The organism is Aureliella helgolandensis, from assembly GCF_007752135.1.
Taxonomy (GTDB): Bacteria; Planctomycetota; Planctomycetia; order Pirellulales; family Pirellulaceae; genus Aureliella; species Aureliella helgolandensis.
This window is the reverse complement of sequence record NZ_CP036298.1, coordinates 7,003,607-7,017,065: the sequence shown is the minus strand read 5'-3', so window position 1 is coordinate 7,017,065 and position 13,459 is coordinate 7,003,607. Positions and strand designations below refer to the sequence as shown.

The window sequence follows — 13,459 nt, the reverse complement described above, 5'->3', positions numbered from 1 at the left end:
AGTTTTCGAGTCAATAGTAGGACCGGCAACGGAGCCTCTCTGGTGAGCTGCAGGGGCCTGAGACCCGTGACGTTGCCCAACGCTCCTAGATCCCGTCCTGAAATTTGCCGTGTCCGCTCTGGCCTGGAATGCGCGTAACGCGCGATGACAAACTAGGCATTTTGAGTTTGCCCTCGTTCACGGCCCGCGATGGGCGTGGAACCAAGCACTAACGAATTCCTTGGGCTTCGAGCAGATTGATCTCTTGCTCCCACAAATTGCGTTGTTCGTCCGTTACATGGGGATCGGGCAAGAGGCTGCGACGGGTGCAGTTCACCAGGGCCTGGAGCGTTTGATAGCGCCGAGTCTTGCCGATGGCTGGCTGGATGAAGTCGTAGATGGACGCCCGTAGCTCTTCCTCGGATGCGGGAGGGATGGCTTTGATTTGGCTGCGCAGGGCTGCAAATCCGGCAGCTGAGAATTCCTGAGGGAGTCCCTCTTCGTCAAGCCATTGAACCAAACCCTCAGCGGCTGGACCAGCCGGTTTAATCATCCAACGGATGAACTGCAGCCGATCGTCGTCGGTGGGGTCGAGCACCGGGACGATCAAATCTCCCACGCGTCCAGGGCGGCGAATATCTGGTGACAATAGATGGATGCGGGCGGTCATTAACAGCCAGATGACTTTTCCGCGAAGTGCCGGATCACTCATCATGCCCTGGATCTTGCCGGTCAAGCGGCGTTCCGTTTCGTGAGTCCCCTCACCAACACCACCGAACTGCGTGTCGGCTTCATCGACGAATATGACCACTTTCTCCAGAGCTTCCAGCACGCGTTTGAGACGCTCGAAGATCACATCGGTTTGACCAAACCACTGGCTCCGGATGCTCTTCAGTACCAGAACTGGCATGTCCAGTTCGGCGGCAACCGCTTCGAAAATAAAGGTCTTGCCACCGCCGATGGGGCCCGCCACGGCGGCGCCAGGTAATGCACGGTCATCCGGCAGCAGGAGCCTTGGGAGCATCTGCGTCTGCAGGAATTTCTTGAGATTCGTTGCTCCCACTACATCGGCCAAGGTGTGGGATGGTTTCTTAAACTCAATCACATCCTCGCCCAACTGTGCCTGAATGAATTGCTCAACCTGCGCAACAATTTGCTCGCGAGACACGGGGGCTCCGCGATAGGCGGCGGCAAGCAACAACTGTCGCAAGGCGTGAATGCTCAAGCCTGCTGTGGCTTCGGCCAGGCTGTCGAGTTGCGCTGCAGAAGCATCGCTGGAAGATTCCTTCAGCGTCTCATCGGCGACCGGGATTGCAGCGGCCGTTGGGCGACTGCCTTGCCATTCCATATAGTGGCGTCGCGCAGCTGTGTCCGGCGAGGGAACCTCAACTCCTAAGACTTGCGGCAGCCTTGCAATCCTCGGGTGAATCTGACTTCGCGATTCACAGACCAAGCAAACCGTGTCTCTACCGGCAAAAAATTCCGGATCGCTGAACCAGTCGGTTACGATGGCTACGCGGCGAATCTGCGCGTCTTGCAGTCTCGCAATATTGCCATCACCTACCGGTAGCAGCATGTCCGCTGCTTCGATAAATATCAGCAAATTTTCACGTAGTGCTGCTCGTGAGCAGATGGTCAACTGACGCAGAAACTCCAACGCTTGCGTGGCATTGCCAATCGCATCGCGAAGATATTGATCGAATTCGCGACGCCGCAAGTCAATCTTGCTGCTCTCGGCTCCCATATCCTTGATGGCGAGAGCGTTGAGATCGATGCCGGTTTTCCAAGCTGCCCAGGCTTCACGCAATCGAGCGCGATCCGCTTCTTCCAATCGAATGGGGCCATTGAGCTCATAGACGACTTGGATCAGTCCCGCGACTTGAGTTCTCTTGAGCATGAAAGGGACGATGGGTACATAGGTTTCACCGTCAAAATAGAGGTCGTTTACGTTTCCAGCGACGATGATCGAACGTGCCTGCCCTGAATTGACGATTCTGGCTAGTTGCGAGAAGAATTCGTATTTGGGAGGCTCGGAGGTAATGGCGTTCATAATGCATTTCATACGAGAGTTGACCGCGCGACACTCTGCAGACGAGGCTCAGGTGCCAGCCATGATTCTGACGCATGGGCGGTGTGTGGACAACGCCCATGCAGAGGCGCGCCGAACGCCTCAAATCCAATGGCTGAACTTGCTGTAGAATGCACTGCGCTCCGCAAATGTACCGATCGGAAATCAGCAGTCGAGGTTGTGTTAGGACTCGCCTGCTCGCAGACCGAATTTCGAAGGGCGGTCCTCGATGAGCTTTATTCGCAAAAAAACACCCTCTATGGCGGATTCATTCCCAGTCTAGAACCCCATGCAACAGAACCTCAAAAAAAATTGGCGTCTTGAAGATGTAACGCTAGCGGACGCCCGGCAGCGGGAGTGGCAAGTTGCCGTGCTGCCCATGGGAGCAACCGAGCCCCACAATCTACACCTGCCCTACGGTACGGATACGATCGAAGCCGGATGTCTGGCAGATCGCTGTTGTCACAGGGCAACGGAACTGGGGGGCCGAGTTGTGCAGTTGCCAGTGGTGCCTTTTGGTACGGAAACCAATCTGCGCCAGTTTCCATGGGCGATGAACCTGCAGCCCTCAACTCTGTTCCTGGTGCTGCGAGATTTGGTGGCTTCGGTTGAAGCCAGCGGTGTGCGCAAGTTGGTGATCTTCAATTCGCACGGTGGAAATGATTTCAAGCCATTCCTGCGAGAGATCTATGGCCAGACGAAGGTGCATGTGTTCCTCTGCAACTGGTACCAGATGATTCGCGATGCAGCTGCTGAAATTTGTGAACATGCCGATGATCATGCCGGAGAGATGGAGACCTCCTTAGTTCTCGCCTTTCGTCCCGACCTGGTGGCTCGCAAGCCCACGGGGGATTTGACCGCGGACGAGGGAGCAACGCGCCCGTTGCGATTTGAGGCGCTTCGCAATGGCTGGGTGGGCTTAAGCCGCCCCTGGCATCTGCTGACCTCCAATTCGGGATCAGGGAATCCGCATTCTGCGACTGCGGCGAAAGGGGAGCAACTGAGCGAGGTCATTGTCGAACGCATCGCACCGTTTCTTGCCGAATTGTCCCAAGCCCCACTCGATGCGACTTTTCCCTTCGAGTAGCCGGCGGTGATTCGAGTAGCCAGCAGTGAACAGCTTTTTGAAAGAGTTTCCCGCCGCGTGACGGCTTGTTGATTGGGTTGCATTTTCAATCCCAATGCTCAAATCGCACTTCGCCAGAAATAAAAATGCGACCACTGCACTAGATTCGTCGCAATGAAACTAGACCCTGCAGGGAAAAAGAGTCCTCTGGCGGCATGCAATCGAATGCTCGGTGGACTAACCAAACTCCCTCAACCACTACTCCACAGCGATGACGAGTCAACGCACTCCATAGGGAGTGCTGCGACTTGTCGTAGCTTTCTTGCTCGGCGGCCAATTGTCTCCTGCACCACAAATTGACTGTCCCCACCACCTTCCTTTGCAAACCAGAGGCCCGGAAAAGCCGTTCTGGCTGCCCCCAAACACCTGCTCGGTGGACTAACCAAACTCCCTCAACCACTACTCCACAGCGATGAAGATTCATCGCACTCCATAGGGAGTGCTGCGACTTGTCGTAGCTTTCTTGCTCGGCGGCCAATTGTCTCCTGCACCACAAATTGACTGTCCCCACCACCTTCCTTTGCAAACCAGAGGCCCGGAAAAGCCGTTCTGGCTGCCCCCAAACACCTGCTCGGTGGACTAACCAAACTCCCTCAACCACTACTCCACAGCGATGAAGATTCATCGCACTCCATAGGGAGTGCTGCGACTTGTCGTAGCTTTCTTGCTCGGCGGCCAATTGTCTCCTGCACCACAAATTGACTGTCCCCACCAACTTCCTTTGCAAACCAGAGGCCCGGAAAAGCCGTTCTGGCTGCCCCCAAACACCTGCTCGGTGGACTAACCAAACTCCCTCAACCACTACTCCACAGCGATGACGAGTCATCGCACTCCATAGGGAGTGCTGCGACTCGTCGTAGCTTTCTTGCTCGGCGGCCAATTGTCTCCTGCACCACAAATTGACTGTCCCCACCACCTTCCTTTGCAAACCAGAGGCCCGGAAAAGCCGTTCTGGCTGCCCCCAAACACCTGCTCGGTGGACTAACCAAACTCCCTCAACCACTACTCCACAGCGATGACGAGTCAACGCACTCCATAGGGAGTGCTGCGACTTGTCGTAGCTTTCTTGCTCGGCAGCCAAACGTCTCCTGCACCACCTCATACTACCTTCGCGGTAAACCTGAAAACGCTCGTAAATCAAAAAAACGTAAAGGGTGAGGACGTGTTTGCTTGTACTGCCCTCCCCTCGCTCATCGATGGGGACGCGAGGCCCCAGAACTCAAGCGTACTACCGCAACGTGCTACTGCTCGCATTGCTTGTAGTGAGCGGCATTCTCGATGTAATGCTCCGCGGCATGTTCAATCATTTGGCGATCTTCAGCAGTGACTGGGCGAACGACTTTGCCCGGGACTCCCATCACCATGCTTCCAGGTGGAATGATCTTTCCCTCCGGCACCAGGGCTCCAGCTGCGACAATCGAACCGGTACCAATCCGAGCACCGTTGAGCACCACGGCGCGAATGCCGATCAAAGAATCACGCTCTACGTGCGCTCCGTGCACAATCGCTCCGTGCCCGATGGTCACGCGTTCCTCGATCACACATGGAAAACCTGGGTCGCAATGCAAGCAAGCTAAGTCTTGCACGTTGCTACCATCTCCAATACTGATTTCGGAAGTATCGCCACGCAAAACTGCTCCGAACCATACGCTTGATTGTTCGCCCAGTGTCACATGACCCAGTACGGTGGCGGAGGGGGCAATCCAGCAAGTTGGCGCTCGGAGATCGGTTTGTGGCGTGGGGGAGTGCATGGGCTTTCCAGTGTGGCAATTGGTGAGGGGATCTATACAATCGGAGTTTTGCAATTCTTTCCGCCAGAGATCAATATGTCGCAACCCACCCCTCAGCAGCTACTCGATAGTCTGAATTGGCGGTACGCAACCAAACGCTTTGACCCTCTGCGGCGTCTGGACGCGGAGACCTGGAACGCGCTCGAGCAGAGCTTGATTTTAACACCTAGCAGTTACGGTTTGCAGCCCTGGCGGTTCTATATCATTACCGATGAGACGGTGAAGGCGAAGTTGCCGTCCATTTCATGGAATCAAAAACAGCCTCAAGACTGTTCCCATATGGTGGTGTTGGCTGCCCGCAAGACGATGGACGCGGAGTACGTCGATACGTACATGAAATCCGTTATTGAGACGCGTGAATTGCCCGGGGAGGCGGTGGAGGGCTATCGCAGAATCCTGGTTTCAACCATTGAAAAAATGGAGACGCATCTGGATTGGAACTGTCGCCAGGTATACATCGCACTCGGACAATTGATGGTGGCTGCCGCGCTTCTGGGAGTCGACACCTGCCCGATGGAAGGCATCGCGTTCTCAGAATACGACAAGTTGCTGGGGATTGAAGATAGCGAATTTACGACGGTGGTCGGTTGCGCAGTGGGGTATCGACATGCCGAAGATACGCAAGCAGATGCCAAGAAAGTCAGGTTTTCGGCTTCTGATTTAGTGGTGCATGTCTAACCAAGACTGCTTTGCCACGAAGCAGGCATCCAACTGCCTCGTGGGTATCGAATCACTTTTCCGATTGCCCCTGGCCTGAACGCAATGGGGCTTACCCAACCGCCAGTTTGGCCCGCTTGCTGGCGATTGTCGCGAGCAATTGCTTTTGAGGCGCGGCAAACTTCGCGATGCCTTCGCCCATCAAGGTCTTCTCAAGGTGGGACATGTTGACATGCGCATCGATATCATTCAGCACAGAGGCTGGTGGCAATTGGTCGACTTGTCGCGAGAACACGACGGAGCTTTCGGCTACCGCTGCATTGGTGGCTGGTGGATTGGTTTGAATATCGCTTCCCGCCAGAGCTTCGACATACTTCGTAGGGGGATCCGTCGGATTTTTGGTGCCCGTACTAGCAAAGATCATTTCTTGCTTGAGTGGAGTGGGATTGGCTTTCCAAAAATCTTGGTTGGCTTGCCATATGCGTTTGGCGTTCACAATACCGACTTGCCCCTGCGCATCCGCAGAGAGTTGCGCTACATGTTGGGCGGTATATTGGTCCACTCGTGAGACAAAAATACTGTAGACACTCTTGAACGTGTCGAGCGACGCCCGCTTTTGTGCGCCTTCCCAGACGTTGTTCCGCGCCTGTACATACTGGTCCATGGTGAATACCAGCGTTACGTTGAGCGTAATCCCAGCTGCACTGAGTGCGGACAAGCTGTCCAAGCCAGCTGGGGTGGCAGGGACTTTGATCATGCGGTTGTCGTGCCCAGCCGACCACTTTTTGCCCAGTTCAATATAGCGTTCGACACGATCTGCATGCGGCATGTTGGCATCGAGATCTTCGATGAGTGGATCGAGTTCGAAGCTGACCCAACCTGCGTCGCCGCGAGTCTTCTCCCAAACGGAGTGGAAGGCCTGTTGTGCTTGGCGAACCAGTTGGTCGGTCAATTCCCAAGCAATCTCGCTGTCGTCCTTACCCGACTTGAGCAGTTCGGCGAGTTGTGAGTCAAAACGACCACTCTCGATGAGACCTGAAATGATGATGGGGTTGCTCGTCGCTCCAACCGCGCCCCATTCAAGATTGAGTTTCACGAGATCTGGATCGATCGAATCCAGGTACAGATTGGTGCCAGAATTGATGAGACTGGTGATGGCCGGGTTGGACATGCAGCGTTTCCTACAGATGCTGAAAGTTGGAGTAACCGATTCCAGGTTGGGAAGATCGGTAAGGTCCAATATAGCGTCTTCAGTGGCATGCCGCAGGTGGACAGGTTGGCTGTCCCGGTTATCGCGCACTTTACTTGGTCAGTGGCCTGCGACCATGCGTTTCAATCGGCACTTGGCACTCGACGGAGTGCCGCTCTCTTCAGCGTGACTGTGGGGGACGCGTTCTAAGCAAGCAGACAATGGACAGCCCCAGAAGTCCCAGTGCACTGGGTTCAGGAACTGCAGAGAATCGCATGCTTTGAAGTGAAGTGCTGCCGGCAGTGGCGGAAAAACTGTACTCCGCACCTGCGTTCAGAAGAATGGGGGCGCCACTCACGGACGAAAAATCGAATTGATCGGAGATGGTGCCAGCGGTCAAGTTGAACGTACCGGTGGTGGAGTTGAAAGCCAGCTCCGCCACGGAACTAGTATCAAAGCTTAAGCCTTGCCAGCTCGTGGAGGAGATCTGAAAAGTTTCGTCGTTGGTAAAACTGCTTAGGTCGATCGCTTCCAATTCGGTCGCTACATTCCAACTGAAGCTCCAGATTTCCCCCACTTCAAAGATCGCGTTGCCGACTCCCAACGCCCCCGAATTCTCGTTGATGACCGCCGGCGTTGCCCCCTGCAGCACGGCTTGAGTTGTCAGGGTGGCAATCTCCCCAGAAATGCTGTCGGTGAATTGGGCCGTGTCTCCGGCGGCATCCCCGTCGAGAGCTCCGCCGTTGGAAAACTCGACGATAATGTCTCCTGAGCATGAGCTTGAAAAGAGTGTGGTTAGCAACAGAGCAACAAAAAAATGAGTCTTCGGCATGGATTCACTCCTTAGGCAACGGATTGTGTCGGCAGCATGACGGGAAACTAACGCGCTGGTGAACCTGATTCAATTTCCCAAATTAACACCGAGAGATTTTGTGATTTTTTTATTCAGAAAGACTTTGCCTGTAACTCTGTAGTGTTATGTGGCTGCCGCATCGCGAGGTTGGCTGGGGTAAGGTTCCCCCCGCTAGGGTTTTTCGGTGCACTACGCATTGATCCGCCCCCCTATCCGCCTCTCCATCGAAGTGAGGTAAAATGGGCCTCCGGCAATGATTAGGCAATTGGTGTGGTGAGCTTCCCTTCGCGTTAGAAAACTAAGCATGAACCGAGATCGGATCTATTCGCTGCCTCGGCAACGGGTGGGAGAGTTCACCTTTGATGATTCAGTGGCGGATGTGTTTCCCGATATGATTGCCCGCTCTGTGCCTGGCTACGCTTCAATTTTGTCGATGATTGAGCAGCTCGCGGGGCGTTTTATTCGACCAGGGACCAATATTTACGATTTGGGGTGCTCACTAGGAGCAGCCACCTGGCTCATCCGCCCGCAAGCAAGCATGGATTGCACCTTGCACGCCGTCGACAACTCGCCAGCCATGATTGCTCGACTTCAGCAGCGGTTGGCTGAACTGTCGCCACAAGAAATCGCCTCGGGCTGCGCAGTCGAAACGCATCAGGCGGATATTCGCCAAGTCTCACTCGACAGGGCTTCTTTCGTCGTCCTCAATTTCACTCTGCAATTCATCCCCTCAGTAGACCGAGAGCCACTTTTGCAAAAGATCTGCGAGAGCCTCATACCGGGTGGTGCCCTCTTGCTGAGTGAAAAAATCAGCTTTGAAGACGACTCTCAGCAAGCTCTGCTGAACGAATTGCATCACGATTTCAAGCGAGCGCACGGATATAGCGATCTAGAAATCGCTCAAAAGCGAACCTCCATTGAAAACATGCTCATTCCAGAGCCGTTGGATGCCCATCTCTCTCGACTTCAGCGGGTTGGCTTCGAAGTCGTGGCGCCGTGGTTCCAGTGTTTTAATTTTGCTTCGATTCTAGCCATCAAGAATTGACTACCGCATGAAGTTGTTTGACCGTGACCGGCTCTTTGGTTGGCTCCGTTCCGTAGGCAGCGTGGATTGGGCGAATCAGCTGGAGACGCTCACCCATGAAAGATTCACCGCTGCGTCTCACGGAGATCTGCCACGCTGGCAGCAGGCTTGGGCGGCCCTGCCGAAACCTGCGAAGTTTGAAATGCATGCGATTTCCGATGCTGTGCAGGTGATCGGCGAGCTGTCGGAGACGGAGTTGGTTGAAGTGCGCGAGCGATTGATGGAATTTCATCCATGGCGCAAGGGGCCGTTCCAAATCTTGGGAACGACGATCGATACCGAGTGGCGTTCGAATCTGAAGTGGGATCGCTTAGCTAGCGCTTTTGATTTCACAGGGAAATCGGTCCTCGATATTGGCTGTGGAAATGGCTACTACGGCTGGCGAATGCTAGCGGCTGGCGCTCAATGGGTGGTGGGATGCGATCCGACATGGCTATCCATCATGCAATTTGAAGTGCTGCGCAAGTATGCTGATGCTGACGAGCGCCATTTTATCTTGCCGCTCAAAGATACCGACCTGCCCCCAAATCCTCATCGATTTGATGTGGTTTGTTCCATGGGCGTGCTCTATCACCGCACGAGCCCCATCGACCATTTGCAAACACTGGCCAGCGCACTTAAGTCCGACGGGGAATTGGTCTTAGAAACTTTGATTGTCGACTCGGAACACGCGACGGTCTTAGTTCCCGCCGATCGCTATGCGAAGATGCGCAACGTTTGGTTTCTCCCCTCGCTCTCAATGCTTCGGATCTGGTTGCAGCGCACCGGTTTTGAAGAAGTGTGCGTGGTCAGCGATGCGTTAACGCGTGTGTCTGAGCAGCGAGGTACGCGTTGGATGCGTTTTGAATCGTTGGTAGATTTTCTAGATCCTTCGGATTGCAGTCGTACGCTCGAGGGGTATCCTGCTCCCCGTCGCGCCTTGTTGACGGCCAGGCGGCGGTGAGTCGCTAGAAGGAGTTGGTCGCTCGAGGTGTGTTACCCGTCAGACGCTGGCCACGAACGTGTGGCGATGCGGGGGCTCACTTGTGTTTTGGCAGCGGAAGAAGGAGTGGCCTCGTGTGGTAGTGGTCCACGGCACGGGGAGCCATGCTACGGTTCACGACTCGGGGAGCCATGCTACGAGGTGTTGTCTTGTGGTGGGCGCATAAAAAAAGCCTCCATAGACAATTGTCTAGGAGGCTTTTGAAAATACTGGCAATACCTACTTTCGCACTGGTGGGCACTATCATCGGCTCTGAAAGCTTGACTTCTGTGTTCGGGATGGGAACAGGTATGACCTTTCAGATATGGTCGCCAGAGAGACTTGTGCAACCTATTCGCTTGCACAAGCCTGTATAGCTTTGTTGATTGGTAGTTGACATCATACGCTGTCACCTGGGTAGGTGACCGCTCTCTTAGCGAGTCGCAAGAGTGCAAAATATCGGTGGTCAAGTATTCGTCCGTTAGTACCAGTTAGCTGAACACGTTACCGTGCTTACACATCTGGCCTATCAACCAAGTAATCTTCTTGGGGACTTACGTACAAAGTACTTACGAAACCTAATCTAGGAGAGGGCTTCACGCTTAGATGCTTTCAGCGTTTATCCTTTCCGAAGTTAGCTATCCAGCCGTGCCACTAGCGTGACAACTGGTACACCAGAGCTTCGTCCAACCAAATCCTCTCGTACTAAAGTTGAACCTCCTCAAGTTTCGAACGCCCGCGGCAGATAGGGACCGACCTGTCTCACGACGGTCTGAACCCAGCTCACGTACCACTTTCATTGGCGAACAGCCAAACCCTTGGGAGCTTCTTCACCCCCAGGATGTGATGAGCCGACATCGAGGTGCCAAACCGCATCGCCGCTGTGGACGCTCGGATGCGATAAGCCTGTTATCCCCAGAGTACCTTTTATCTGATGAGCGATGACCCTTCCATTCGGAATCACCGGATCACTAAGACCTACTTTCGTATCTGCTCGACTTATTTGTCTCGCAGTTAAGCCCACTTCTACCTTTACGCTCTTCGCCTGATTGCCGACCAGGCTGAGTGGACCTTTGTACTCCTCCGTTACTTTTTAGGAGGAGACCGCCCCAGTCAAACTGCCCAACTGACACTGTTCCCTGACCGGTTTCACGGTACAGGGTTAGAATTAAAGTAAATCCAGGCTGGTATTTCAACGATGGCTCCTTGAACGCTAGCGCGCCCAGATCAAAGCCTCCCAGCTATACTACACAAGATGTACCTCAACCCAATATCAGCCTACAGTGAAGGTTCATGGGGTCTTTCCGTCTAACCGCGGGTACGTGGCATCTTCACCACGACTACAATTTCACCGGGTCGGTGATTGAGACAGTGCTCCAATCGTTACGCCTTTCATGCAGGTCGGAACTTACCCGACAAGGAACTTCGCTACCTTAGGACCCTCATAGTTAGGGCCGCCGTTTACTGGGGCTTCGGTCGCCAGCTTCGCTCCGAAGAGCTAACCGCCTTCCTTAACCTACCAGCACCGGGCAGGCGTCAGACGCTATACATCCACTTACGTGTTAGCAGCGTCCTGTGTTTTTGATAAACAGTCGTTAGAGCCGATTTTCTGTGGCCTACTTGCGTAGGCGCCCCTTATCGCGAACTTACGGGGCCATTTTGCAGAGTTCCTTAATCACCGTTCTCCCGAGCGCCTGAGACTTCTCATCTCGCCTACCTGTGTCAGTTTTAGTACGGTCACGTGTGCTTCAACACTTAGAAGTTTTTCTTGGACGTCCTGCCAACATCATCCAGATCTTAGGTGCTGTTAGCTCGGCTACTTGAACCTACTGTAGCGGATTTTCCTACTACCATTCTTGTAGCCAAGCAACGGACTATTCTATCAGTCCGCATGCTTTTCGGACGCCGTCCCTCCATCGCTCCACACACATGGCGAAGGAATATTAACCTTCTGTCCATCGACTACGCCTTTCGGCCTCGTCTTAGGCACCGGCTAACCCTGGGCGGATTTACCTTCCCCAGGAAACCTTAGGCTTTCGGCGAACAGGATTCTCACCTGTTTTATCGTTACTCATTCCGGCATAATCACCTGTAGAGGCCGACACCACTCCTTACGGTATGGCTTGTATATCCTCTACAGCGCTCTCCTACCAAACAGACCATCCGAAGATTATCTGAGTTCGCGGCTTCGGTACTATGCTTACTCCCGTTCATTATCGGCGCAGAATCTCTCGACCAGTAAGCTGTTACGCACTTTTTAAATGGTGGCTGCTTCTAAGCCAACATCCTGGCTGTCACGGAGATTCAACTTCCTTAGTGACTGAGCATAGTTTAGGGACCTTAGCCGACGATCTGGGTTGTTTCCCTCTTGACCACGGAGCTTATCCCCCGCAGACTGACTCCCGAGATAGTTTCAATGGTATTCGGAGTTTGGTTCAGTGGGGTACCCTGGAAAGGGCCCCCATCCAATTCAGTCTCTCTACCCCCAATGAATAGTTGCTCGAGGCTATACCTAAATATATTTCGGAGAGAACGAGCTATCTCCTGGTTTGATTAGACTTTCACTCCTCCCCACAAGTCATCCCCTCGGTTTTCAACCCAAGTGGGTTCGGTCCTCCACGCAGTTTAACCCGCGCTTCAACCTGCTCATGGGTAGATCACCAGGTTTCGCGTCTACCGCCCATGACAATGGTCGCCCTATTAAGACTCGGTTTCCCTATGGCTTCGCCCCTGAGAGGCTTAACCGAGCCATGAACGGTAACTCGCCGGATCATTATGCTAAAGGCACGCCGTCACACGTTAAATCGTGCTCCGACCGCTTGTAAGCGCACGGTTTCAGGTTCAGTGTCCTCCCCTAGCCGGGGTTCTTCCCACCTTTCGATCGCTCTACTTAGTTCGCTATCGGTCATTAGAGAGTATTTAGCCTTACGGGATGGTCCCCGTCGATTCAGTCGGAGTTTCACGTGCTCCGACCTACTCAGGTATCCTTCGGGAGATTCTAAACTTTTGCGTACGGGACTGTCACCCTCTGTGGTGTGCCGTATCCAGGACACTTTCGCTAGTTTGAATTTTGTAACTCCCATGTGAAAGACCCTACAACCCCGCCTGGGAAACCCATGCGGTTTGGGCTATTCCGCTTTCGCTCGCCGCTACTTACGGAATCGATTTTTCTTTCTATTCCTCCAGGTACTTAGATGTTTCAGTTCCCTGGGTTGGCCACAAGTACCTATGTATTCAGTACAAGCTAATTCGGGTATCTCGGGATTAACACTCGTTTGTCAGCTCCCCCAAGCTTTTCGCAGACTTCCACGCCCTTCATCGCCTTCTAATGCCAAGACATCCCCCGTGCGCCCTTAGTAACTTGACCACCGAAATCTCGAACTCTTGCTCAGCTATCTATAAGCAACCGAAGCTGCTTTGCCCTGCGTCGCGTCGAGCTTGAAACTTCGATGTCTGTCAGGATGATCGTCCTGACGATATCTTTATTGCGACTTGATCACTCAAGCCGCCGTTCTCAGCGCTCGCTATAAAATCGGTAATCAACGCTCAGATTTGCATCTGAGTGTTGACTCCAGCGTCGTGTGTGCACCTGCTTTAATTCTCATCTACTAGCCACTCCTGCGAGCGGCGGTCGAATCAACCTTGGCGGTGCACTTAAGATGCCAACTACCAATCAACCAAATTGTCAAAGATCAAGTTTTGTGTTTTGTGTCCTCTCGGCCACATGGACGGTAATTTAGACCGGAGTCGGT

9 protein-coding genes and 2 rRNA genes are annotated in these 13,459 nt (G+C 53.7%); 5 read left to right on the top strand and 6 right to left on the bottom strand.

The features are described from left to right. Positions 1-208: 208 nt before the first annotated feature. Complete coding sequence (locus Q31a_RS24840; RefSeq protein ID WP_197355645.1) at positions 209-2,029, bottom strand: AAA family ATPase; 1,821 nt, start codon at positions 2,027-2,029, stop codon at positions 209-211. A gap of 1 nt (position 2,030) precedes the next feature. Between Q31a_RS24840 and Q31a_RS30530 the strand changes: the two genes are divergently transcribed. Further along, entirely contained in the window at positions 2,031-2,177 is a 147-nt protein-coding gene (locus Q31a_RS30530; RefSeq protein WP_197355643.1) for a hypothetical protein, read from the top strand. A 159-nt stretch (positions 2,178-2,336) separates the two neighbouring features. Further along, entirely contained in the window at positions 2,337-3,134 is a 798-nt protein-coding gene (locus Q31a_RS24835) for a creatininase family protein (protein ID WP_145083928.1), read from the top strand. Positions 3,135-4,414: 1,280 nt separating this feature from the next. Here the strand turns inward: Q31a_RS24835 and Q31a_RS24830 are convergent. Then, positions 4,415-4,924: a gamma carbonic anhydrase family protein gene (locus tag Q31a_RS24830; RefSeq protein WP_145083925.1), complete on the bottom strand. Its 510-nt coding sequence runs from the start codon at positions 4,922-4,924 to the stop codon at positions 4,415-4,417. Positions 4,925-4,999: 75 nt separating this feature from the next. Between Q31a_RS24830 and Q31a_RS24825 the strand changes: the two genes are divergently transcribed. Further along, a complete protein-coding gene (locus Q31a_RS24825) occupies positions 5,000-5,641 on the top strand; it encodes an NAD(P)H-dependent oxidoreductase (RefSeq protein WP_145083922.1) in 642 nt (213 codons plus the stop codon). A gap of 91 nt (positions 5,642-5,732) precedes the next feature. Here the strand turns inward: Q31a_RS24825 and Q31a_RS24820 are convergent, their stop codons facing one another. Beyond that, entirely contained in the window at positions 5,733-6,791 is a 1,059-nt protein-coding gene (locus tag Q31a_RS24820; RefSeq protein ID WP_145083919.1) for a transaldolase family protein, read from the bottom strand. Positions 6,792-6,990: 199 nt separating this feature from the next. Next, positions 6,991-7,641 (bottom strand): PEP-CTERM sorting domain-containing protein, encoded by a 651-nt coding sequence (locus tag Q31a_RS24815; protein ID WP_145083916.1) that lies wholly within the window; start codon positions 7,639-7,641, stop codon positions 6,991-6,993. A gap of 325 nt (positions 7,642-7,966) precedes the next feature. Between Q31a_RS24815 and cmoA the strand changes: the two genes are divergently transcribed. Together cmoA and cmoB are read left to right on the top strand one after the other, a co-directional pair. Next, the gene (gene cmoA / locus Q31a_RS24810) at positions 7,967-8,707 is read left to right on the top strand and encodes a carboxy-S-adenosyl-L-methionine synthase CmoA (RefSeq protein ID WP_145083914.1); all 741 of its coding nucleotides are present in this window, start codon (positions 7,967-7,969) and stop codon (positions 8,705-8,707) included. 7 nt (positions 8,708-8,714) lie between these two features. After that, on the top strand, positions 8,715-9,689 hold the full coding sequence (cmoB, locus tag Q31a_RS24805) for a tRNA 5-methoxyuridine(34)/uridine 5-oxyacetic acid(34) synthase CmoB (protein WP_197355641.1): 975 nt from the start codon (positions 8,715-8,717) through the stop codon (positions 9,687-9,689). Positions 9,690-9,935: 246 nt separating this feature from the next. Here cmoB and rrf read toward each other — a convergent pair. Both rrf and Q31a_RS24795 read right to left on the bottom strand, forming a co-directional pair. Then, positions 9,936-10,044: ribosomal RNA gene (rrf, locus tag Q31a_RS24800) — 5S ribosomal RNA — on the bottom strand. Positions 10,045-10,169: 125 nt separating this feature from the next. Then, positions 10,170-13,074: ribosomal RNA gene (locus tag Q31a_RS24795) — 23S ribosomal RNA — on the bottom strand. Positions 13,075-13,459 lie beyond the last annotated feature (385 nt).

Excerpts from the sequence above, each read along its gene's own strand:
- Q31a_RS24840 (WP_197355645.1), bottom strand. The coding sequence starts at position 2,029 with ATGAACGCCATTACCTCCGAGCCTCCCAAATACGAATTCTTCTCGCAA.
- Q31a_RS30530 (WP_197355643.1), top strand. The coding sequence starts at position 2,031 with ATGCATTTCATACGAGAGTTGACCGCGCGACACTCTGCAGACGAGGCT.
- Q31a_RS24835 (WP_145083928.1), top strand. The coding sequence starts at position 2,337 with ATGCAACAGAACCTCAAAAAAAATTGGCGTCTTGAAGATGTAACGCTA.
- Q31a_RS24830 (WP_145083925.1), bottom strand. The coding sequence starts at position 4,924 with ATGCACTCCCCCACGCCACAAACCGATCTCCGAGCGCCAACTTGCTGG.
- Q31a_RS24825 (WP_145083922.1), top strand. The coding sequence starts at position 5,000 with ATGTCGCAACCCACCCCTCAGCAGCTACTCGATAGTCTGAATTGGCGG.
- Q31a_RS24820 (WP_145083919.1), bottom strand. The coding sequence starts at position 6,791 with ATGTCCAACCCGGCCATCACCAGTCTCATCAATTCTGGCACCAATCTG.
- Q31a_RS24815 (WP_145083916.1), bottom strand. The coding sequence starts at position 7,641 with ATGCCGAAGACTCATTTTTTTGTTGCTCTGTTGCTAACCACACTCTTT.
- cmoA (WP_145083914.1), top strand. The coding sequence starts at position 7,967 with ATGAACCGAGATCGGATCTATTCGCTGCCTCGGCAACGGGTGGGAGAG.
- cmoB (WP_197355641.1), top strand. The coding sequence starts at position 8,715 with ATGAAGTTGTTTGACCGTGACCGGCTCTTTGGTTGGCTCCGTTCCGTA.